Origin of the sequence: Streptomyces sp. NWU339 (assembly GCF_003143855.1) — a bacterium.
Taxonomy (GTDB): domain Bacteria; phylum Actinomycetota; class Actinomycetes; order Streptomycetales; family Streptomycetaceae; genus Streptomyces.
Genome location: NZ_QFRK01000001.1, coordinates 297,057 through 317,717 on the forward strand (window position 1 = coordinate 297,057; position 20,661 = coordinate 317,717).

A 20,661-nucleotide genomic window follows, 5' to 3' on the forward strand; every position below is an offset into this window, starting at 1 on the left:
TTCGCCGCCCTGGCAAGGCCGCACGCGCGGGCGGTTCAGGGGGAATGAGCCGCGCTGGTTGTGGTGCGGACGAGGGGTGAGCGGATTCGGTGCAGGTCACCAGCTGCTCTTGGTCACGCCGGGGAGCTCGCCCGCGTGGGCCATCTCGCGTACCCGGATGCGGGACAGGCCGAAAGCGCGCAGGTGGCCGCGGGGACGTCCGTCCACGGCGTCGCGGTTGCGCAGGCGAGTGGCGCTGGCGTCGCGGGGCTGCCGCCGCAGTTCCCGCTGGGCGGCGGCGCGTTCCTCGTCGGATGTTTGGGGGGACGAGATGATCGCCTTCAGCTCGGCGCGGCGCGCGGCATGGCGGGCCACGGTGCGGCGCCGCTGCTCATTCTTCGCGATCTTGCTCTTCTTCGCCATCAGACCTTCCCTCCCCGGGCGCGGATGCGGGCCACGGCGGCCTCGATGCCGATCGTGTCGACCGTCTTGATGCCCTTGGCGGAGAGGGCGAGCCGGACGTGGCGGCCTTCGCTCGGCAGCCAGTAGCGCTTGGTCTGGATGTTGGGGTCGAAGCGGCGCTTGCTGCGCCGGTGCGAGTGGGAGATGCGGTGGCCGAAGCCGGGTCGGCGGCCGGTGAGTTGGCAGTGGGCGGACATGTTTCCTCCTCGTGCGCGGGTCGCGCTCCTGTGTCCGTTCGTGCGGAGTGGTGCGGTCGTGGCGTGGTGCGCAGCAGCACAGTAGCCCGTGATGAAAATGAAAATCAATTCACTGTATGGTGCTGCCCATGGCCCGTAACGAACTGCGCCCGATCATCAAGCTGAGGTCCACCGCCGGCACCGGCTACACCTACGTGACCCGCAAGAACCGCCGTAATGATCCCGACCGGCTGACGCTGCGCAAGTACGACCCGGTCGTCGGCCGCCACGTCGACTTCCGCGACCGGGCCGCCGACTTCGCCTTCCTCACCCGCTCGACGGCCACCAGCGACAAGACCGTCGAGTGGGAGGACGGCAACACCTACCCGGTCATCGACGTGGAGATCTCCTCGGCGAGCCACCCCTTCTACACCGGCACCCAGCGGGTGCTGGACACCGCGGGGCGGGTCGAGCGCTTCGAGCGGCGCTACGGCCGCGGACGGAGCGAGCGGTGAGCGGGGGCCAGGCGAGGCTGCCGGTCGCGCTCGTCGCCGGGTTGCACACGGATGCCCGCCGGGCCGCCGTGGAGGAGATCCTGCGCACGGTCCCCGGCTCGGTCGCGCTGCACCACGACCTGACGTCCGCTCTCGACAGCGCGGTGCACCGCACCGTACGCGACGCCGGCGGCCTGCTGGGCAGTGGCGACACCCCGCTGGTGAACGACTGTGCGTGCTGCGCGCTGCGCGAGGACCTCGTCCCCGAACTGCTGCGGCTCGCGGAGGAGGGCAGGCATCGGCTGGCCGTCGTGGAACTGTGGGACTCGGTCGAACCCCAGGCGATGGCCGCGGTCATCGCCGGCGCGGGCGCACCGCTGGCGCTGACCGGGGTCGCCACCGCGGTCGACCCGGCACTCGTCCTGCCGTGCCTGTCCAACGGCGACGACCTGGCCGACGTGGGCCTCGCCGCCGCCCCGACCGACCAGCGCACCGTCGCCGACACCTTCGCCCGGCAACTGGAGTACCCCACGGTGCTCGCCCTCGTCGAGGGCAGCTCGTGCGGCGAGGCCGACGAGACTGCCGACGACAGCGACCACGCGCTGCTCGCCCAGCTCACACCGGGCGCACGAGCGGTACGCGTCGAGGGCGGTGCGCTGGGGACCGCTCTGCTGGCGGGCTTCGACGTGGCAGCGGCCGCCGCCCGCCAGCATCCCACGTGCGCGCTGCTGCCGCAGGAGTGCGACGAGCACGGCGTGGGCACCCTCGCCTGGCGGCGGACACGGCCCTTCCACCCACAGCGTCTCCACGCGGCACTGGAGGACCTGACCTGCGCGGCCGCCCGCAGCCGTGGGCGGTTCTGGCTGGCCGACCACCCCGACACGCTGCTGTCGTGGGACGCCGCGGGCGGCGCGCTGTGTGTGGAGTCCGCGGGCCCCTGGCTGGCGGCCCTGCCGGATGCCGCCTGGGAGATGGTGCCCGCCGAACGCCGCGTCGCCGCTTCCCTGGACTGGCATCCCGAACACGGTGACCGCTGCCAGTACCTCACCTTCACCTCGCCCGGCCTGGACCGCGACGGTCTGCTGGCCCTGCTCGACTCCTGCCTGCTCACCGACGAGGAGTACGCGGAGGGCAGGGAGGGCTGGAAGGAACTACCGCACGCCTTCGACGATTTGCTCGACCCCGTTGCCTGAACCGTGAACCGTCCCGGCGACGCCCCGCCCCGAAGGCGTGTCGCCCGCACACCCCGCAGCACCCCGCTGGAGAGGACCGAACCGACCATGCCCCGAGGCACAAGTACCCGACGGCAGACCGTCAAGCACCCGCGCGTCAACCCGCTGGACGCCGCCGGCATCACGTACGTCGACTACAAGGACACCGACCTGCTGAGGAAGTTCATATCCGACCGCGGAAAGATCCGCAGCCGTCGGGTGACCCACGTGACGCGTCAGCAGCAGCGACAGATAGCGCGGGCCATCAAGAACGCCCGCGAGATGGCCCTCCTCCCGTACGGCTCCCGCTAGCCGTACGGACGACCGGGGCGGCCCGCGCCGCCGGTCGTCCCCACGTCCGCCGTCAGCGGCCCACCGGATCCTCCCAGGCGCGGTCCCCCGGAGCCGTCAGGGCCAGGTGGCCGCCGTCGTCGAGGGGGGTCGGCACGGTGAGCGTGGCCACATGCCCGGTTCCGTCGAAGAGGTGGACCTCGCCGTGACCGCCGCGGGTGACGGCAGTGAGCGGGGCGCCCGGCGAGGCAGCGATCGCCCGGCGCTGCACTCCGTCCCACGGCGTTCCGCCGGGCCTCGGCGCGCCGTCCATGGGCGGCAGCGGGTGACGGGCGATGACGCGGGGCTCGCCGCCCGGGAGTTCGGCCGTCAGCAGGATCAGTTCGTCGCCGTCGGGGTGCACCCGTGCGTACGCGATGTGGTGCGCGGCGACCGCGAGCCGGAAGACCAGCCCGGGCCCGAGTGGCAGGCGGCCGGTGCGGCCCCCGTCGAGGGTGTGGAACCAGGCGTCGTTGGTCCACTCCGGCCATTGCCCCGGGTCGGTGGGGCCGCCGCGTACGCACGACCACAGTGTCCGCCGTACGGGATCGAGTCGCAGGTAGTAGCCGCGTCCGGGCCCGGCCCAGGGTATCGGCTCTTCCATGAGCAGGTGGTCGCCGTCGCGCCGGGCCCGGTGCACTCCGGAGGCCGCGGCGGCGAACAGCCGTCCGGTGAGCCGGTCGTAGGCGTCGCCGTGGCCGTCGTGGTCGGGCAGCTCCGTCTCGTACGCGGGTGGCGCGGGGGGACTGGCGGGGGCGGCGCTCTGGAGGTCGTCGTAGCGGTACGCGGTCAGCGTGCCGGGCTCGCGGTGCCGCAGGACGACGAGCGGGCCGCCGGAGCCGCACATCACCGTCACGCCCGGTTCGCCGGCCCGTGTACGTACCCGGACCGATCTGCCACGGTCGAGGTCGACCGTGGTCAGCAGATCCGACCACGGCTCCCAGTTTCGGCCCAGACCTGTGGTGACCGCGAGCCGACGGCCCGACGCGTCGGCCGCCAGGTGTTCGGCCGGAGTGGCCACCGGCGCCGTCGCCGCGATCAGTGGGCGGCCCGCGTCCGGGCCGTACGGGTCGAGGACGACGAGCTCGCCCGCGAGGTCGTCGACGAATGCCCAGTGGCCGCCCGGGAGGGCGAGGAAGCCGGCGTGCTCGGCGAGGTGCCGGCCCTCCACGACACCCGTCACCCGGCCGTCCGGCAGGTTCAGCACCCGTATGGATCCGGCGACTTGGTCGGCTGTCAGCAGGCGCGGGGCGAGCGGCATGGCGGGACTCCTGGAGGGGTGGTGGGGTGAACGGGTTATCGGTAATGATTATCATGTGCCTATTCGTGTGGTGGGGGAACGGCCTGGGGCGCCTCTGCCTCACATCCGGATCCGCCCCGGGAACGACACGGAGAGCCGAGAGTCATATGTCACGCAGAATGCTGCGGACCGTTCGCCGCTGTGCCGCCGCGGCCGTCATGGGGGCACTGCTCGCCGGCTGCGGATCCACCGCCGCCGAGACCGGCGACAAGGGGGAAGGTGGTGCGGGGGCCAGGACCGATGTGAAGGTGGAGCCCATCGACGCCGCCCGCTCCGTCACCGATGTCAAGGGCGTCACCGTTGCCACGAAGGCCGCGCCGCGGCGTGTGGTCTGTCTCGTCGCGCTCTGCGACGACATGCTTGCCGAACTGGGCATGACGCCTGCCGCCACCAACTCCGGGCTGCTCGCCCATCCGAAGTTCCTGGGCAGGGAGAAGGCCGCGAAGATACCGGTCGTACCGGGCGGTTTCCTCGCGCCTGAGGCCGAGGCGATCCTCTCCCACCAGCCGGATCTGGTGATCGGCCTGGAGGACACGCACGGCAAGCTCGCGCCGGCGCTGAAGGGTGCGACGGTGTTCTGGCCGGTTCAACCGGGCAGTTGGGAGGACAGCGTCGGCTACCTGCGCAACCTCGCCGCGCTCACCGGACGCACCTCGCAGGGCGAGGCGGCCGAGAAGGCGTTCCGCGCCAAGCTTGCCGAGGCCGAGAGTGCCAGGAGCGACAAGACCGCGCTCATCATCTTCGGCAGCGACGAGAACTTCGGCGTCGCCACGCCCGGCAACGACGTCGCCGCCGGGCTCTTTCCCAAGATCGCGCACTACCCGTGGAAGAGCCGCGGCGTCGACGGGACGTACAGCATGGAGGAGATCCTCGCCGCCGACGTCGACGTGCTGTTCGTCGAGACGCTCTCCTTCGGCGGCCCTTCCGAGGGCAAGCTCTCCGACAAGCTCGCCAAGAACCCGCTCTGGTCGCGCATCCCGGCCGTCCAGAACGGCGAGGTCCACGAGGTCGACTCCGAGGTGTGGGCCAAGGGCCGCGGCACCCGGTCGCTCGGCATCGTCCTCGACGAGGCGACGGCAGCACTGAAGTGACCGGGCAAGGGACCGTGCGCCCTGTCGCTGTGGTCGCCGCGGTGCTGGTGACGGTCGTCTCCAGCGCGTTGTGCCTGGGAACGCCGTATGTGCCGCCTTCCGCACTCGCCGACGCGCTCGGCGGGGACGGCCTTGTCGGCGTCATCGTTGCCGAACTGCGGCTGCCCAGGCTCGTGCTGGCGCTCGTCGCCGGTGCCTGCCTGGGCGCCGCCGGGCTGGTCCTCCAGGAGGCCCTGCGCAATCCGCTCGCCGTGCCCGAGATGCTCGGCGTCTCCAGCGGGGCCGCGCTCGGCGTCGCGGCCCCGCTGGTCCTCGCCCTGTCCGTGCCGCTCGCGGTGCAGCCGCTGCTCGCCATCGGCGGCGCGGCGCTCGGCGGTGTCCTGACCCTGCTCGCCGCCGGGTTCGGGCGCAGCCCCTCGGGTGTGCTGCTCACCGGGGCGGCTGTCGCCGCCGCCCTTCAGGCCGCGCTGCTCGTGCTGATGGTCCTGGCCGACCAGCTCGACCTCCAGCTCATCTACCGCTACCTGCTCGGCAGCCTCTCCGCCCGGACCTGGGACGACGTGACGGGCCTCGGGCCCTGGCTTCTCATCGCCGTCCCGGCCCTGGTCCTGTGCGCCCCGGTGCTGAGCGTGCTGCGGCTCGGCGACGCCGACGCCCGGGCGCTGGGCGTACGGGTACGGCGGGCACGGCTGGCCGCGCTCGCCATCTCCGTGCTGCTCATCGCGCCGGTCGTCGCCGTGTGCGGGCCGGTCGCCTGGGTCGGGTTTCTCGCACCCCACCTGGCGCGCCGGTTGCGTCCGGGCTCGGACGCGGTGGGCTGGCTGCCGTGGTCGGCGGCGTGGGGCGCGCTGGTGGTGGCCTGTGCGGACCAGCCGGCGCGGCTCGCCCTGGCGCCGACCGAGACCCCGGTCGGCGCCTGGACGGCCCTGCTCGGCGTCCCGGCGGGCGTCGCCCTGCTGAAAGCGAGCCGCCGATGACGTACGCGCGCCGAACAGCTCTCCTGGTGCTGCTCGTTGCCACCGTCGCAGCTGCCGGGCTGTGCGCCGGACGCGCGCTGCCGGCCTTTGGCGTCTGGGAGGTGCTGAGCGGCGGCGGCGACCCCACCGCCCGGCACATCGTTCTTCACCTGCGCCTGCCGCGCACCCTGGTGGCGCTGGCGGCGGGCGCCTCGCTGGGCCTGGCCGGCACGGTTTTGCAGTCGGCGCTGCGCAACCCGCTGGCCGGACCCGAGGTCACCGGCGTCACCCCGGGCGCCGTTCTGGGCGCGGTGACCGCGACCGGGCTGGGCCTGGCGGGCTGGGAGTCCCCGGCCGCGGTGGTGACCGCCGCGTGCCTGGGCGGGTTTTCGGGGGCGGGGCTGCTGTGGTTGCTGGCCGGGCGTGAGCGAGGTGATTCCGCGCAGATGGCCGTGAACGGCGTACTCGTCTCGGCGGTGCTCGCCGGACTGACCGCCATGGTGCTGCTGGTCGCCCCCGGCGAGCTCGGCAGCGTCGTGCAGTGGCTGGTCGGCTCCACCGAGGGCCGCGTGTGGGCCCACTGGCACCTGCTGTGGCCCTGGGCGACCGCGTGGGCCGTCGCCGCCTACGCGATGGCGGCCCCCTTGACCCTGCTGCGCTGCGGGGAGGAACAGGCCGCGGCGACCGGGCTGAACACCGGACGGGCGCGGGTCGCGGCGCTCGTGTGTGCCGTGGCGCTCACCGCCGGGGCGGTCTCGGCCGTCGGCGCGCTGGGCTTCGTCGGGCTGCTCGTACCCCACCTCGCGTTCGCCCTCTTCGGGGCGGACCTGCGCGCCGCGCTCCCCGGGGCGGCGCTGCTCGGCGCCGTCGTGGTGGGCGCCGCGGACGCGGGTGCCCAGTGGCTGTCCCGGACGGCCGCCGCCGCACTGGACATGGACCGGCTGAGCATCCCCGTCGGGGCGCTCACGACCTGCGGTGGCGCGGCGCTGCTGCTGATCGTGGCACGCCGCCGCACGGCGAGTGAGGAGTGAAGGTGGACGTTGTCGTGGAAGCCGGGGCCAGGGGGGCGATACGGGTCGAAGGGCTGCGCTTCGGCTATCCGGGCCGGGAGGTCCTCGACGGGATCGACCTGGGCATCGCCACCGGCGAGCTGGTCGCCCTCGTCGGCCTCAACGGCTGCGGCAAGAGCACCCTGCTGCGGCTCTGCGCCGGCCTGCTGAAACCGGCTGCCGGACGGGTGCTGCTCGGCGGAGACGAGCTGTCCCGCCTCTCGCGGCGGGCGGCCGCCCGCCGGGTGGCTCTGCTGCACCAGCAGGCTCCCCAGGTACCGGGTATGACGGTGCGTCACTTGGTGCGCCAAGGGCGGTACGCGGCACGAGGGCCGCTCGGCATGCTTCGCGACGGCGACGACGCGGTGTGCGCCCGGGCCATGGCCGACGTCGGAGTGACCGAGTGGGCGGACCGGCCGGTGGACGCGCTCTCGGGCGGTGAGCGCCAGCGCGTCCGGCTGGCCATGGCGCTCGCCCAGGACACCCGCGTACTGCTGCTCGACGAGCCGACCACGTACCTCGACCTGCGTCACCAGCTGGAGGTCATGCAGACGGTGGTACGGCTGCGCGAGGAACGCGGGCTGACGGTCGTGATGGTGCTCCACGACCTGGGGCACGCGGCGCGGTTCGCGGACCGGATTGTGGCGCTGCGGCACGGTCGGGTGGCGGCGGACGGCCCGCCGGCCGAGGTGGTCACCCCGGCCCTGCTGGCCGAAGTCCTGGGCGTGGCAGGCCGGGTGGGCCGTGATCCGGAGGGCGGCTGGCCGGTGTGTTACCCGGATCACCCGCTCCCCGAAGGCTTGCGAAATGATAATCATCTTCATTAGTGTCAGTGGTGCGTCGCCGCCCCGGCGGCGCGGTCACCCGTATTGAACGGAGACTCAACTCATGGAGCAGAACAAGGTGTTCACGCCGATCGCGGAGCAGGGTCAGCTCGCCCACCTGTCGGCGACCCACTCCAACGCCCTCGTCGAGAACCCCTTCGACGACGTCGTCGAGGCGGACGCGGACAAGTAAGCCCGCCTGCCGAACCTGGGCCCGCCCGGAACGCCTTCCCGGGCGGGCCCGTCCAGTCCCCCTCTCCCTTGTTCCCCCTCGGAGGAATGCTCGTGGCCACCGTGCGGCTCACCCCCGGCGTCGTCCTCGTCACCGTCCCCCAACGGGGCCTCGCCGTCCGCACGCCCGACGGGAGGTTCCTGCGGGTGAACACGGGCACGGTGGGCGAGAAGGAGCTCCTCTCCCATTTCACCGACGGTGGTCCTGGCAACCCCCAACTCCTGGCCCTCGCACGGGCCTTCGAGGAGGCCGGCTACACCACCCGCACACCGGCACCCGCCCCGCTCGACGGACGCACCGTGGTCGTGCTCGGCGATCCCGAGCTCACAGGGCCGCTCACCCGGTGCGTCCGTGACGCGGGAGCCACCGTGCGCAGCGACTTCCGCATCGAGGACCCCCACCGCACCGCCGTCGTCTGGTGCCTGAACAGGCCCGCCGCCGAAGGCATCTGGGAGGAGGCCGACGAGCTGCCCCGACGCGGTACGGCCTGGCTCCGCTGCCACCGCGAGGGCGCCCACGCCTGGCTCGAGCCGCTTGCCTGCGCGCCCGGTGACGTCACCTCCGCGCACGTACGGCTCCGCCGACTCGCCGCGACCCCCGCCCACCGCGAACTCTCCGCCTACTGGGCCGGCCACGCCACCCCCGACGAGGCCCCCGGCCACTCGCAGGCGGCGGCCGCGCTCACCGCGGCACTGCTCACCGGGGACCTCATCGCCTGGGCGGACGGCGCGTCCCTACCCGTACGGCGCCGGCTGCGCCGCATCGACCTGCGCGACCTCACCGTCACCGAACACCCCGTCCTGCCGGTACCGCGCGTCGCCCCGCTGGACCTGCGCCGATGACCACCACCGTCCCCATCGACGGCCTGGCGACCGACCTCTGCCTCCCCCCGACGCCGGGCCCCCACCCCACCGTGGTCATCCGCACCCCCTACGACCGCCGCCATCACCGCGCCGAACTGCGCGGCTGGGCCGCCCGAGGCTTCGCCGCCCTCGCCCAGGACGTACGCGGCCGACACGCATCAAAGGGCGACTGGCACCCGTACGGCGCCCACGAACCCAAGGACGGCGAGACGACCCTTAACTGGATCCGCGCCCAGCGCTGGAGCAACGGCCACGTGGTCGCCGCAGGCGCCTCGTACGCCGCGCACTGCGCCCTCGTCACGCCCGGCGTCGACGCGGTGATCGCCGCCGTTCCCGCCCTCGGGCTCGCCGAGACGGCCCGCGAAACCACCGGCCCCGAACGCCTCCAGGCCCGCGTCGGCTGGTGGTCTCAACACGGCGCCCGCCAAACCCGCACCCCGAGGGCGCTGGAACACCTCCCGGTCAGCGAAATCCTGGACCTCCCGGCGTGGCCCGCCCTGTGGCACGCACCCCGCCGCGCCCTGCCCGGGGCCCGCGTGCCCCTGCTCTGTGTCGGAGGCAGCCGCGACCCGTTCGCCGAGGACACCATCCGGCTCTGGCGGCACTGGCCCGGCCCCGCCCGGCTGCTGCTCGGCCCCTGGGGCCACCGGCTCACCGCGGAGCCGGCACCCGAGGCACGCCCCGGCCACCGGCTCAACCTCGGTGAGCTCTACGCCAGCTGGGCCCGCGCCGCACTCGCCGACACCCTCGCGGGCCGGACCGGCGCGGTCGCGCTCGGCGGCAGCGATCACTGGTGCCGCCCCCGACCGGGCCACCCCGCCTCCTTCGCCTTCGGCACCCGTCTGCGCCTGATGAACGGCGCCGACTTCGTCGCCGATCCCCACCACCCGGTCCGCTCCGACGACCTGAACGTCCCCGACCAGGGCATCCCGGACCGCTGCCTGCTGCTCTCACCACCCCTGCCGCGCCCCCTCGACATCCTCGGCCCCGCCGAAGCCCGACTGGACGCCGTCGCCGACGCGCCCTCCGCCGACTGGGCCGTACGCCTCGTCGCGCTCGACCCCGCCGGCCGGGCCGAACCGCTCGCCACCGGCATCGTGCGCCGCACCGAACCCGGGCCCTTCACCGTCCCGCTCGGACACCTGGCCCGCCGCCTGCGCGCCGGGACCCGGCTCCGCCTCGAAGTCGCGGGCCACCACTTCCCGGCGCACGCCCGCAACCCGCACACCGGCGAGGACCCGGTGGCGGCCACCCGCCTGATGCCCTCCCACCGCACCGTCCGCACGCGCGGCAGCGCCCTCTTCCTCCCCGTCGTCCGGGGCATCCGCCCCCTCGATCCCGCCCAGGAGATCCAGACGTGACCATCGAATCCCTCGTGGACCCCGTCTGCGGGCTGATACGCAGCGTCGAGCCGGTACCGCACCCCACCGGAGCCCCGCCCCGCTACACCGCGATGACCGCCGACGTCTCCGACGCCCGCCGGTTCGGCGCGTGGCCCGCCGACCGGGTCTCGCTCGGCACCACCTTCGGCGACCCGGCCGGCGCACGGATCGCCGCCATCGCCGAGGCAGTCGAACGGTACTGCGGCAACCGTGTGCCCCCGCAGGGCCACCCCGCCGCACCGCGCCGCGCCACCGCCACCGAACTCACCGCCGAGGGAAAACGCCTCTACGGCCCGAGCGACGTCCCGGCCTACGCCCCCTGGCAGTACGCACGCGAGAACTTCCCCTACCGCCCCCTCACCCCCGACACCCCCGCCCTGTGGGCCCGCGGCACCGAGGACGGCGAGGAGTGCTGGGCCCCCGTCGCCCTCACCCACCTCAACTGGCGCCAGGGCGAGCACCGCCTGCTCCCGCGCACCCACCACCTCAACTACGCGGGCATCGCCACCGGACAGGGCCTGGACGACGCCGTCGAACGAGCACTCCTCGAAATCGTCGAACGCGACGCCCTCGAACTGTGGTGGCACCTCGACGGCCCGACCCGCGGCATCGACCCCGCCAGCGTGCCCGGCCTGCTCGACGACCTCGCCGGCACCACCCTCGACGTGTGGATTGTCGAGATGCCCTCCGAGTTCGCCCCGTGCATGGCCGCACTCGTCCACGATCCCGCCCGCGGCATCCACGCCGCCGGCTTCGCCTGCCGCTACGCCCCCGCCGAAGCCGCCCGCAAGGCGGTCCTCGAAGCGGTCCACACCTGGGTGTTCACCCAAGGCGCCACCGACGCCGACGGCTGGGTCTTCCAAGCCATCGACGCGGGCATGCTGGCCCGCGGCCTCTACCTCGACCACCGCCCCGACCGGCGCTACCTCGACGCCTGCGGCGAGGACTTCGCAGCCGTACGCGACCTGGGAGCCCACGTCCAGGTGTGGCTCGACCCGCGCATGGCTCCCCACGCCCGCCGCTTCACCGACCCCGCGCTCGGCACCGTCCCCATCACCGACATCAAACCCACCACACGATCCGCCCTCAGCTCCCGCCTTGCCGGCCACCGTGTGATCACCTTCGACCTGACCACCGAGGACATCCTCGAAACGCCCCTGCGCGTCGCCCGCGTCCTCGTGTCCGGCCTCATCCCGAACCAGCCCGCGGCCTTCGCCTACCTCGGCTGCCCGCGCTTCGCAGAGCAGGCGCTGTCACGACAGTGGCGCACCAGCGTGCCCACCACCGCCGCCGACTTCACCCTCGCGCCACCGCCCCACATGTGATGACGTCCCTCCACACCGCCCTCGCCCGCGCCCGCTGCGCACAGCCGCCCGGCCCCGACATCCCGGCAGGCCACCAGGTCACCCCGTGGCCCGGGGAGCCTCACCCGGTCCCGCCGCGCCTGGACCGGCTCCTGCGCCTGTCCCTCGGGGGCAACCGCCTGCGCCCCGCGGCCTCCGCCGGCGCCCTGCACCCGGTCAACACCCACCTCCTGCTGGGCCCCGACAACACGGTCCCGCCCGGCCGGTACGCGTACGACCCCGTACGGCACCGCCTGCTCGCGCGCGGCACCGTATCCGCCGACGCGCCGCCGGGCGCGACCGCCGTCCTCACCGTCACCGCGCGGCGCACGGTGTCCCACTACGGCCATCGAGCATGGCCGCTGCTGCTCCTGGACACCGGACACGCGACCGCCGCGCTCGCGCTCGCAGGCGCGCCGCAATGGTGCCCGGACGCGGACATCACCCTCCTCGCCGCAGCGGCGGGCCTCCCGCCCGACTGGCACGGAGCCGAGCCGGAACACCCGCTCGCGGCCGTACGACTCACACCCGGGCCGACCGACGCCCTCGACCACTGGGCGGCCTACGCCCCCGGCGCCCCACCCCTCCCGACATCCCACACCCCGCCGCCCGCCCTCCAGGAGGCGTGGCGCATCCTCGGTTCCCTGCCCGGCACGACGACCTGGCGCCCCACAGCGGCTCCCGTACTGCCCGACACCGCCCTGACGTCCCGCCGCAGCGCGCAGCCGCCCTTCCCGGGCGTGCCCGAAAGGACCCTGCTGGACCAGGTCCTGGCAACCGCCCGCCGCACAGCCCCGGTCCCGTGGCGCCTGCTGACCGCCCGCCACCCCGGCACAGCGGCTGCCCCCGCGGACCTGGCCGCCCGGGCCGCAGGCCAGTCACTGCTCGGGCACGTCGGTGCCCTGCTTGTCGCGCACGGCTGCCCCGACGACGCACCGCCCGCCCAGGTGCGCCAGGACCACGTGCTCGCGGGCCACGGTGTCGGCCTCGCCCAAGCGGTCGCCACCCACCTCGGTCTGGCCTCGCGCCCCATCGGCTCCTGGCAGCACGGCCCCTGCGGCCCGCCCCACATCATCCACGCCCTCGCGCTGGGCGTCCGCACACAGCCCCCAGAAGGGACCGACCGGCCATGATGGTCCACCCGGAACTGCTGCGCGCCGCACGGATCGCGCGACGCCCCCTCCTCGGGGCCACCGCTCTGCTCGGCGCCGTGGCCGTCACCCACCTCGCCCAGGCGGTGCTCCTCGCTCTGGCCCTGGCCCGCATCGCGCGCGGTGAGATCTCCGGCCTGCCCGCCCTGCTGGCCGCGGTCCTCACCACCGTCACCGTCCGCGCCGTACTGGGTCACCGCCAGCGCGTCCTCGCCGTCCGCGCCGGGGCACGCGTACGGATCGGCCTGCGCGACGAGCTCCTCGAACGCCTCGCCGCCCTCGGGCCCCCACGCGGCACGGACCACCGCGCAGGAGCCGTACGCGCCACACTGGTCGACGGTGTGGAGGGCGTCGACGCGTACGTCTCCCGCTACCTCCCACAGCTTCTGGTCACCTGCGTGCTGCCGCTCCCGCTCCTCGCCGCCGTCGCAGCGGTCGAACCGTACGCACTGCTCGCCCTCACTCCGGCGCTCCTCCTGGCGCTCTTCGCCCCGCGCTGGTGGGACAAGCTGCTCGCCCGCCGCGGTCAAGAGCACTGGGGCTCGTACGAGGCGCTGTCCGCGGACTACCTCGAGGCGCTCCAGGGCATGCCGGCGCTCCGGGCCGCCGGTGCGGTCACCCGCACCCGAGCGCGCCTGGAGGAGCGTTCGGCGGCCTTGCACCGTGCCACCGTCGCCAAGCTGCGGGTCTCACTCGTCGACACCGGCATCACGGACCTGGCCGTCCAGGGCGGCACGGTCGCCGCCGCGCTCGTCGCATGCGCCTCCGCCGTATCCGGCCGGACCGCAGCCACCGGCACCTACCTCGTCCTCATGCTGGCCTCCGAGTGCTTCCGCCCGATCCGGGACCTGTCACGCGAGTGGCACGCGGGCTACCTCGGCCTCTCCGCCGCCGACGGCATCACCAAGCTCCGCACGGCGCAACCCGCCGTCCGCGACGAAGGCACCGGGCCGGCTTTGCACCGACCGCCCGAGATCCGCTTCGACGACGTGCACTTCACCTACCCGGGCGCCGCACGCCCCGCACTGCGCGGGATCACGTTCACCGCCGAATCGGGCCGCACCACAGCCATCGTCGGTCCTTCCGGCGCCGGCAAGTCGACGCTCCTCGCGCTCCTCTTGCGCCAGTGGGACCCGGACGGCGGGAACATCACCCTCGACGGCACGGACCACACCGCCCTCACTCTCGCCTCCCTTCGACGCGGCATCGCGGTCGTCTCCCAGGAGACCTACCTCTTCCACGCCTCCGTCGCCGACAACCTCCGCCTGGCCCGCCCCGACGCGACCGACCAGGAGCTGTACGCCGCCGCCGGCGCCGCCGGCATACACGACGAGATCACGCGGCTGCCCGACGGCTACGACACGCCGGTCGGCGAGCGCGGCGCGACGCTCTCGGGCGGCCAGCGCCAACGCCTGGCGCTCGCCCGGGCCTTGCTCGCGAACGCGCCGGTCCTGGTTCTGGACGAGGCCACGAGTGCGGTGGACGAGCACCGCGAGTCGCGCATCGGCCGCGAGCTGCTCCGTGCGGCGCGCGGCCGCACCTGCCTGGTCGTCGCCCACCGCCTCGCGTCCGTACGGGACGCCGACCGGATCGTCGTCCTGGACGGCGGTCGCATCGACGGGGTCGGGAGGCACACGAGCCTCCTGGCGCAAGACGGGCTGTATGCGCGGCTGGTGGCCGCGGGACGCGTTCAGGAGGCGGCATGACCACCACGGTGACCGGAACCGAGCGCGGTGCCCTGCGGGCCCTGCTGCCGGTGCTGGCGGCGCACAAGGCCATGACGGCACGGACTTTCGGTGCGGCGCTCCTCGATCAGGCGGCACTCGTCACGCTGGTGACGCTCGCCGCGCACACCGTCGGTACCGCAGTCATGGAGCACTCCGTCCCGGCACCGGCCACCGTCACCGCTCTCATCGCACTGGTTCTGCTGCGTTCGCTCGCCACCTGGCGGGAGATGGACCTGTCGCACGACCTGGCGTACCGGGTGCTGGCCGAGCTGCGGGTACGGGTCTTCGACGGGCTGGCCCGCAGCGCGCCCGCGCGCATAGCCGGCCGACGCAGCGGCGACCTCGCGGCGGCGGCACAGGCCGACGTGGAGGCGCTGGAGTTCTTCTACGCACACGCCGTCGCCCAGATTCTCGCCTCCGCCACCGTCTTCGCGACCGGCACGGCAGTACTGGCCGTGGTCGACACCTGGCTGCTGGCCCCGATCGTCCCCGCTGCCGGGCTGCTGGTCCTCGCGCCGCTGCTGGACGGCCGAGCGCGGGCAACGCGCGGTGCCCGCACGCGCCAGGCAGCCGCCGAGCTGTCCGCAGAGGCGGTCGAGACCGTCGACGGGCTACGCGAACTACTCGCCTTCGGCGCGCTGGAGCAGCGGCGCGCCGGTCTGCGCAAGCAGGGCGAGCGGCTGGGGAAGGCACAGAGCTCGGAGCACGCGTGGGAGGCGGGCGCGGCGGCGGTGCGCGACCTGCTCGTGGTGGCGGCGGTCGTCGGGGTGGTCGGTACGGCCGCGCACTCGCTCAGCGGGGCATGGGCACCGGCGGCCATGGCACTGGCGCTCGGCGTCCTCGCCCCGGTCGCCGACTCCGCCGCCGCGCTCGGCCAGGCGGCCGGGCTGCGTGCGGCGGCCTCCCGCGTCGGCGCGGCGATCCGCGCCCAGGCGGGGGCACCCGCGCCCGCCTCGCCCCGCCCGGCGCCGGCCGGACCCCTGGGCGTCCGGATGCGGGGGATTCGCTTCGACTACGGCGGGGCGCCCGTGCTCGCCGGCCTCGACCTGACGGTCCACGCCGGCGAGACCCTCGCACTGGTGGGGGCGTCCGGCACCGGCAAGTCCACCTGCGCGCATCTGCTGGCGCGCTTCTGGGATCCGACGCAGGGCTCCGTCGAGCTGGTCGGGTCCGGTGGCTCGCCCGTCGACATACGGGAGCTCGCGGAGGAGGAACTGCGCCGTACCGTCTCGGTCGTCGGCCAGGACACGCCGCTCTTCCACGGCACGCTCGCCGACAACCTCCGCCTGGCCCGCCCGGACGCGACCGCAGACGAGCTGCACGCGGCCGCCCGCGTCTGCGGCGTCGACCAGATCGCCAAGGCCCTGCCCGACGGGTACGACACGCAGGTCGGCGAGCGCGGTGCGACGCTCTCCGGCGGGCAGCGCTCCCGCATCGCCCTGGCGCGGGCGTTGCTGACGAACCCGCGGGTCCTCGTCCTGGACGAAACGACGGCCCACCTGGACACGGCGGGGGACGCGGAGCTGTCCGCGGCGCTCGCGGCCGCGTCCCGGGGGCGTACGACGGTGGTGATCGCTCACCGGCCGACGACCGTGCAGCGAGCGGATCGGATCGCGGTCCTGGAGAACGGCCGGATCGCGGAGACCGGCACATGGGACGCACTCTCCCGTGCAGGCGGGGCGTTTTCCCGAGTGCTCACCCGGTGAGCAGGGGAAGGCCACCCGACGGCTGACGGGTCCGCGAAGCGGTGCGCGGCGTCCTTGCCTGGCTTCGTTGATCTATAAGAACAGCGTTTGCCGACCGGGTCCGGAGGCAGTGGGTGATCACTTGGCTCACGGATCTCGATGAGAAACGACGGCACCGTCGTGTCCAAGAACGTGGGACGGCCGCTCGTCAGAGCGGCCAGCCGCCGAAGGGGGCCGTCCACGGTCGGTGGAACGCTGCGGAGGGAACCGGACATCTACGAATCTTGGTCAGGGCGCCAGTGACCTTGTGTGTCGGTCGGTGGTGAGTTCGCCCAGTGCGGCACCGAGGCGGGTGAGGGCGGGGGCGATCCAGGGCAGGGTCTGTGGTTCCTCCGCGGTCAGCGCCAGGTGGCGTTGCTGCGGGGTGGCGCCGTACAGGAGGCTGGTGGCGAGCCGGAGGGTCAGGGCGGTGTCGGGTTCGCCGAATGCGCTGCCGGGCAGAGTGGCGATGCCGTGCCGGTCGAGCAGGGCGGTGGCCAGGTCGGTGCCGGTGGTGATCTCCTGGGCGCGCAGAACCTCACGGGCGGGGGCGAAGTCGGGGTAGAGGTAGAAGCCGGCCTGGGGCGGGCGGCACCGTGCTCCTGCCGCGAGCAGCCGGGTGCGCACCTCGGTGGCGATACGGGCGTGCAGACGGCGGGCGGCGGCGATGTGTGCGGTGGCCTCTGGCGGGTCGCTCAGGGCGCGGGCGGCCACGGCCTGCATGGGGGCGGCCAGGCTGGACCAGATCTCGCTGGCGACCCCGGTCAGTTCCTGGTGCAGGCGCCGCCCCCAGCGGCCCGCTGGGGTGCGGGCGAAGCCGATCCGCCACCCGCCCAGGGCCAGGGACTTGCTCAGCCCGGTGGTGACGACGGTGCGCTCGGCCAGGTGGCGCACCGGGCTGGGGGCGGTGCCGCGGTGGCTCAGTTCGGCGTAGATCTCGTCGCTGATGACCGCAAGGCCGTGGCGGTCGGCGATCGCGCAGACCGCCTCGACCTGTTCGGCGGGGGCGACGGTGCCGGTCGGGTTGTCCGGGATGGTGAGGACCAGTACGCCCGGCCGGGCCCCGGTCGCGGCGGCTTGCCGCAGGGCCTGTTCCAGCAGCTCGGGGTCGGGAATGCCGCCGGCCTCAGCCGGGATGGGTACGGAGATGACGCGGCGGCCGAGCAGGGCGGCCTGGGCCGCATAGGAGACCCACGAGGGGCGGGGCAGCACCACGTCACCGCCGATCGCGGCCAGCAGGGCGAAGAGCAGAGGCTTGCTGCCCGGGGCGAAGAGGATCTGGCCCGGTTCGGTGGCCAGGCCGCGTCTGGTGAACCAGCCCGCGGCGGCGGCCCGGGCCTGTGGTGAGCCGGCAACCGGGCCGTACCCGTTGCGCAGGTGGGCGTCGGCGAGTACCTCGGCCAGGCCCGGGGCGACCGGCAGCCCGGCCTCCCCGAATCCCAGATGGAGTACGTCGTGCCCGGCTTCACGGCGGGCGTGAACGGCCTCGTCGATGGCGAGCGTGGCGGAGTGGGTCGTCATGAGGAACCGTCCTGTTCGGTACCGAGCACCGGTGGCGTGGTGCCGCAGCGCTCTGCCGGGCACACGCCCAGCGTGCTCGAGGCGTAGCATCAGCAACAGCGCGAAAACGCGTTGGAGACTTTAAGGAGAGCTGATGCTGGACCTGCGGCGGCTGGAGATCCTGCACCGCTTCGCTGCCCGGGGCACCATCACTGCCACGGCCGCCGACCTGGGGTATTCGCCGTCGGCGATCTCCCAGCAACTGGCCGCTCTGGAACGGGAGGTCGGCGTCGCGTTGATCGAGCGCACCGCCCAGCGTGCGAGTCTGACCGACGCGGGACGCGAACTGGCCGAGCACGCCGCCCGCATCCTCGCCGCCGCGGAAACCGCCCACAGCCGCATGCGCGCCCGCATCGGCACCGTCAGCGGCCGGGTGACCGTCAGCTGCATCCACGCTTTGGCCCCCGCTCTCGCTCCCCACCTGGCCGCGCTGCAGCGCACGCACCCCGAGTTGAACGTCGTCGCTCACGAGACCGGCTCGACCACCGCCGCCGCAGCCGTCCTGGACCGCCGCTACGACCTCGCCGTCATCGACGACTGGTCCGCGCACCCACCGACCGAGGGCACCGGTCTGTCCGTCCACCGCCTGCGCCGCGAGGACATCGTCCTGGCGATCCCCGCGGACCACCCACTCACCGAGCAGCCCAGCCCGGCCACCGCCGCACGGCTGCGACAGATCGTCCACAACCAGACCTGGCTGTGCGCCCCCATCGGGCAACTCTCCCGAGCCGCGGGCGACCGGTACCTGACCGCCATCAACGCCACACCCCCGCGGCGCTGGGAATTCGAAGGACTCCACATCCTGGCCGCACTCGTCGCCACCGGTGCCGGCGTGGCCTTCCTGCCCGCCGGCCTCGCCCACGAGCAAGCAGGCGTCGCCGGACTGCGGCTGGCTCCCCGCATGCAGCGCACCATCCTGGCACTCACCCGGACCACTACCCAGGAAGACCCCGCCATCACCGCCTGCCTCCACGCCGCCCAACGGGCCCTCAGCAGCCGACACTGAGCAGGAACGAGCTCGCGCGGCGCAGTGTGAGGGCCTGGACGCCGCCCGCGCCCGCGGCGCCGCCGGCCGGCAACAGCTCCTCGAACTGCCCGCCCTGTCGTTGCGGATGCTCTCGGCCACCACGCCAGGACCACCAGCCGGCTCCTCAACGAGGCCGGCGGGGCCGGGAGCCGATACGCCCCTGGAGATCACGGAACGTCACTGCCCCGCTCAGCAGCACCGACAACCCGCGGCAGTTGAATGCGCGAGCCCACCGGTATCGCCGCGTGCAGCTCGACCTTTGACATACGCGGCATGACCAGCACCTTTCACCAGGGGCACCTCGATGCTGCCCCGGCAAGAACCTCGGTGCCTCCCGAACTCGTCGACAGCACCCATCCGCGGATTGGGGGTGCCTCCCAGACCCATCGACAAGTGACTTCGCTGCTGCTCGATAAAGCCACTTGCCGCCCGCCGGGGCGATGATGGCGAACCGGGGAGGTCACGACGCGAGGGCGGCGGTACGCCCGGGGCTGCTCCCGGCACGTCGCGCGCTCCAACTGATGCCCGGGCGGCTTGGGTGACCGGGCGGCTGCCGGGCCGGGCGGCGCCGTGGCTGCGTCCACCGCCCGGCCCGGGGTCTTCAGGCCCCCGCTACAAGGTCGGGGTGCTCGTGCTCGCAGCTGTCGTCGATGCCGTGGGTGTCCCAGGCGGGGAACGGGTCGACGGGCGGCGGGCTTTCGCCGTCGGCCATGAGGCAGTCGGTCAGTGCCGCGTGCAGTGCGTCCGCGTGCAGGTGCGTGCCGATGAAGACCAGTTCCTGGCCGCCGGGGCTGTCGGTGTCGCGGGCGGCGGAGGGCTCGAAGCGCGCGACGGAGCCGGCCTGTGACCACAGGCCCGTCACCTGCGGGCGGCTGGCCAGGGTGAAGAACCCCTTGGAGCGCAGGATCTGCCCGTACGCGCCGCTGTCGAGTTCCTCGGTCACGAACATCCACAGCCGGCCGGGGTGGAACGGCAGTTCGGAGCGGAAGACGGTCGAGGAGATCCCGTACTCCTCCGTCTCGGGGACATGGTCGCCGTTGAGCTCCCTCACCCAGCCGGGGGCCTGTTGGGCGCGTTCCAGGTCGAACCGCCCGGTGCCCAGTACGTCGCCGGCCTGCACCCGGCCGTGAACGGCCGGGACGACGCGCGCGACCGGATTGAGGCGGCTGAGCGTCGCCCGCAGCCGGTCCGCCGACTCCTGGTCGACGAGGTCGAGCTTGTTGAGCACGATGACGTCGGCGAACTCCACTTGGTCCATCAGCAGGTCGCTGACGGTGCGTTCGTCGTCCTCGTACTGGTCCAGGCCGCGCTCGACGAGCTCGTCACCGCTGGTCAGCTCGGGCAGGAAGTTGGCGGCGTCGACGACCGTGACCATGGTGTCCAGGCGGGCGATCTCGCCGAGGGTGGCGCCGTCGTCGCGGGCGAAGGCGAAGGTCGCGGCCACCGGCATGGGTTCGGAGATGCCGGACGACTCGATGAGCAGGTAGTCGAAGCGGCCCTCGCGGGCCAGCCGGTCGACCTCCTCGAGCAGGTCGTCGCGCAGGGTGCAGCAGATGCAGCCGTTGGTCATCTCGACCAGGCGTTCCTCGGTGCGCGACAGGGCTGCCTCGCCACCGCGCACCAGGGCGGCGTCGATGTTGACCTCGCTCATGTCGTTGACGATGACCGCGACGCGCAGCCCCTCGCGGTTGCCGAGGATGTGGTTGAGGAGGGTGGTCTTGCCCGCACCGAGGAATCCGGACAGGACGGTGACGGGCAGTCGCTCAAAAGGCATGAACGC

Annotated in this window: 20 protein-coding genes; 15 read left to right on the forward strand and 5 right to left on the reverse strand. The window is 73.6% G+C overall.

All coding sequences use genetic code 11. The features are described 5' to 3' along the window. Window positions 1-96: 96 nt before the first annotated feature. Complete coding sequence (rpsN, locus tag DIZ27_RS01315) at window positions 97-402, reverse strand: 30S ribosomal protein S14 (protein WP_109376383.1); 306 nt, start codon at window positions 400-402, stop codon at window positions 97-99. After that, window positions 402-638, reverse strand: coding sequence for a 50S ribosomal protein L28 (gene rpmB / locus DIZ27_RS01320; protein WP_109376384.1), 237 nt, complete (start codon window positions 636-638; stop codon window positions 402-404). The genes rpsN and rpmB overlap by 1 nt, the downstream gene beginning before the upstream one ends. A 128-nt stretch (window positions 639-766) precedes the next feature. Between rpmB and DIZ27_RS01325 the strand changes: the two genes are divergently transcribed. The 3 genes from DIZ27_RS01325 to rpsR all read left to right on the forward strand — a co-directional run bounded on the left by DIZ27_RS01325 (window position 767) and on the right by rpsR (window position 2,634). Further along, window positions 767-1,132, forward strand: a complete 366-nt coding sequence (locus tag DIZ27_RS01325; protein ID WP_109376657.1) for a type B 50S ribosomal protein L31 — start codon at window positions 767-769, stop codon at window positions 1,130-1,132. Beyond that, window positions 1,129-2,304 carry a GTP-binding protein gene (locus DIZ27_RS01330; protein ID WP_109376385.1) on the forward strand — a complete coding sequence of 392 codons (1,176 nt, stop codon included), beginning with the start codon at window positions 1,129-1,131 and terminating at the stop codon, window positions 2,302-2,304. The genes DIZ27_RS01325 and DIZ27_RS01330 overlap by 4 nt, the downstream gene beginning before the upstream one ends. A gap of 87 nt (window positions 2,305-2,391) precedes the next feature. After that, the gene (gene rpsR / locus DIZ27_RS01335) at window positions 2,392-2,634 is read left to right on the forward strand and encodes a 30S ribosomal protein S18 (protein ID WP_109376386.1); all 243 of its coding nucleotides are present in this window, start codon (window positions 2,392-2,394) and stop codon (window positions 2,632-2,634) included. 52 nt (window positions 2,635-2,686) lie between these two features. On the opposite strand, the gene DIZ27_RS01340 is transcribed toward rpsR, so the two are convergent. After that, complete coding sequence (locus tag DIZ27_RS01340) at window positions 2,687-3,913, reverse strand: hypothetical protein (RefSeq protein ID WP_109376387.1); 1,227 nt, start codon at window positions 3,911-3,913, stop codon at window positions 2,687-2,689. Between the two features lie 146 nt (window positions 3,914-4,059). Here DIZ27_RS01340 and DIZ27_RS01345 point away from each other — a divergent pair, with 146 nt between their 5' ends. The 11 genes from DIZ27_RS01345 to DIZ27_RS01390 all read left to right on the forward strand — a co-directional run bounded on the left by DIZ27_RS01345 (window position 4,060) and on the right by DIZ27_RS01390 (window position 16,276). Continuing rightward, window positions 4,060-5,043, forward strand: a complete 984-nt coding sequence (locus DIZ27_RS01345) for an ABC transporter substrate-binding protein (RefSeq protein ID WP_109376388.1) — start codon at window positions 4,060-4,062, stop codon at window positions 5,041-5,043. 14 nt (window positions 5,044-5,057) lie between these two features. Then, window positions 5,058-6,020 (forward strand): iron ABC transporter permease, encoded by a 963-nt coding sequence (locus DIZ27_RS01350; protein ID WP_109376658.1) that lies wholly within the window; start codon window positions 5,058-5,060, stop codon window positions 6,018-6,020. Then, a complete protein-coding gene (locus DIZ27_RS01355; RefSeq protein ID WP_109376389.1) occupies window positions 6,017-7,030 on the forward strand; it encodes an iron ABC transporter permease in 1,014 nt (337 codons plus the stop codon). Before DIZ27_RS01350 ends, DIZ27_RS01355 begins: the two co-directional genes overlap by 4 nt. Beyond that, window positions 7,027-7,875: an ABC transporter ATP-binding protein gene (locus DIZ27_RS01360; protein WP_258308178.1), complete on the forward strand. Its 849-nt coding sequence runs from the start codon at window positions 7,027-7,029 to the stop codon at window positions 7,873-7,875. Before DIZ27_RS01355 ends, DIZ27_RS01360 begins: the two co-directional genes overlap by 4 nt. 61 nt (window positions 7,876-7,936) lie before the next feature. Beyond that, a complete protein-coding gene (gene amiA, locus DIZ27_RS46730) occupies window positions 7,937-8,065 on the forward strand; it encodes a streptamidine family RiPP (protein WP_258308179.1) in 129 nt (42 codons plus the stop codon). An 86-nt stretch (window positions 8,066-8,151) separates the two neighbouring features. Further along, complete coding sequence (locus tag DIZ27_RS01365; protein WP_109376390.1) at window positions 8,152-8,946, forward strand: hypothetical protein; 795 nt, start codon at window positions 8,152-8,154, stop codon at window positions 8,944-8,946. Continuing rightward, the gene (locus DIZ27_RS01370; RefSeq protein ID WP_109376391.1) at window positions 8,943-10,328 is read left to right on the forward strand and encodes a CocE/NonD family hydrolase; all 1,386 of its coding nucleotides are present in this window, start codon (window positions 8,943-8,945) and stop codon (window positions 10,326-10,328) included. Before DIZ27_RS01365 ends, DIZ27_RS01370 begins: the two co-directional genes overlap by 4 nt. Beyond that, window positions 10,325-11,674, forward strand: a complete 1,350-nt coding sequence (locus tag DIZ27_RS01375) for a YcaO-like family protein (protein ID WP_109376392.1) — start codon at window positions 10,325-10,327, stop codon at window positions 11,672-11,674. The genes DIZ27_RS01370 and DIZ27_RS01375 overlap by 4 nt, the downstream gene beginning before the upstream one ends. Then, window positions 11,674-12,825: a hypothetical protein gene (locus tag DIZ27_RS01380; protein ID WP_109376393.1), complete on the forward strand. Its 1,152-nt coding sequence runs from the start codon at window positions 11,674-11,676 to the stop codon at window positions 12,823-12,825. Before DIZ27_RS01375 ends, DIZ27_RS01380 begins: the two co-directional genes overlap by 1 nt. After that, on the forward strand, window positions 12,822-14,549 hold the full coding sequence (locus DIZ27_RS01385) for an ABC transporter ATP-binding protein/permease (protein WP_109376394.1): 1,728 nt from the start codon (window positions 12,822-12,824) through the stop codon (window positions 14,547-14,549). The genes DIZ27_RS01380 and DIZ27_RS01385 overlap by 4 nt, the downstream gene beginning before the upstream one ends. Beyond that, window positions 14,546-16,276 carry an ABC transporter ATP-binding protein gene (locus DIZ27_RS01390; RefSeq protein WP_109376395.1) on the forward strand — a complete coding sequence of 577 codons (1,731 nt, stop codon included), beginning with the start codon at window positions 14,546-14,548 and terminating at the stop codon, window positions 16,274-16,276. The genes DIZ27_RS01385 and DIZ27_RS01390 overlap by 4 nt, the downstream gene beginning before the upstream one ends. 267 nt (window positions 16,277-16,543) lie before the next feature. Here DIZ27_RS01390 and DIZ27_RS01395 read toward each other — a convergent pair whose 3' ends face one another. Beyond that, window positions 16,544-17,815, reverse strand: coding sequence for a pyridoxal phosphate-dependent aminotransferase (locus DIZ27_RS01395; RefSeq protein WP_109376396.1), 1,272 nt, complete (start codon window positions 17,813-17,815; stop codon window positions 16,544-16,546). A gap of 133 nt (window positions 17,816-17,948) precedes the next feature. Here DIZ27_RS01395 and DIZ27_RS01400 point away from each other — a divergent pair, with 133 nt between their 5' ends. Then, on the forward strand, window positions 17,949-18,860 hold the full coding sequence (locus DIZ27_RS01400; RefSeq protein WP_109376397.1) for a LysR family transcriptional regulator: 912 nt from the start codon (window positions 17,949-17,951) through the stop codon (window positions 18,858-18,860). A 622-nt stretch (window positions 18,861-19,482) separates the two neighbouring features. Here DIZ27_RS01400 and DIZ27_RS01410 read toward each other — a convergent pair. After that, complete coding sequence (locus DIZ27_RS01410; RefSeq protein ID WP_109376398.1) at window positions 19,483-20,655, reverse strand: GTP-binding protein; 1,173 nt, start codon at window positions 20,653-20,655, stop codon at window positions 19,483-19,485. Between the last annotated feature and the right edge of the window lie 6 nt (window positions 20,656-20,661).

Coding starts and splice junctions, on each gene's coding strand:
- DIZ27_RS01365 (WP_109376390.1), top strand. CDS start 8,152: ATGCTCGTGGCCACCGTGCGGCTCACCCCCGGCGTCGTCCTCGTCACC.
- rpmB (WP_109376384.1), bottom strand. CDS start 638: ATGTCCGCCCACTGCCAACTCACCGGCCGCCGACCCGGCTTCGGCCAC.
- DIZ27_RS01355 (WP_109376389.1), top strand. CDS start 6,017: ATGACGTACGCGCGCCGAACAGCTCTCCTGGTGCTGCTCGTTGCCACC.
- DIZ27_RS01390 (WP_109376395.1), top strand. CDS start 14,546: ATGACCACCACGGTGACCGGAACCGAGCGCGGTGCCCTGCGGGCCCTG.
- DIZ27_RS01385 (WP_109376394.1), top strand. CDS start 12,822: ATGATGGTCCACCCGGAACTGCTGCGCGCCGCACGGATCGCGCGACGC.
- DIZ27_RS01400 (WP_109376397.1), top strand. CDS start 17,949: ATGCTGGACCTGCGGCGGCTGGAGATCCTGCACCGCTTCGCTGCCCGG.
- rpsN (WP_109376383.1), bottom strand. CDS start 402: ATGGCGAAGAAGAGCAAGATCGCGAAGAATGAGCAGCGGCGCCGCACC.
- DIZ27_RS01410 (WP_109376398.1), bottom strand. CDS start 20,655: ATGCCTTTTGAGCGACTGCCCGTCACCGTCCTGTCCGGATTCCTCGGT.
- rpsR (WP_109376386.1), top strand. CDS start 2,392: ATGCCCCGAGGCACAAGTACCCGACGGCAGACCGTCAAGCACCCGCGC.
- DIZ27_RS01340 (WP_109376387.1), bottom strand. CDS start 3,913: ATGCCGCTCGCCCCGCGCCTGCTGACAGCCGACCAAGTCGCCGGATCC.
- DIZ27_RS01345 (WP_109376388.1), top strand. CDS start 4,060: ATGTCACGCAGAATGCTGCGGACCGTTCGCCGCTGTGCCGCCGCGGCC.
- amiA (WP_258308179.1), top strand. CDS start 7,937: ATGGAGCAGAACAAGGTGTTCACGCCGATCGCGGAGCAGGGTCAGCTC.
- DIZ27_RS01370 (WP_109376391.1), top strand. CDS start 8,943: ATGACCACCACCGTCCCCATCGACGGCCTGGCGACCGACCTCTGCCTC.
- DIZ27_RS01380 (WP_109376393.1), top strand. CDS start 11,674: ATGACGTCCCTCCACACCGCCCTCGCCCGCGCCCGCTGCGCACAGCCG.
- DIZ27_RS01395 (WP_109376396.1), bottom strand. CDS start 17,815: ATGACGACCCACTCCGCCACGCTCGCCATCGACGAGGCCGTTCACGCC.
- DIZ27_RS01325 (WP_109376657.1), top strand. CDS start 767: ATGGCCCGTAACGAACTGCGCCCGATCATCAAGCTGAGGTCCACCGCC.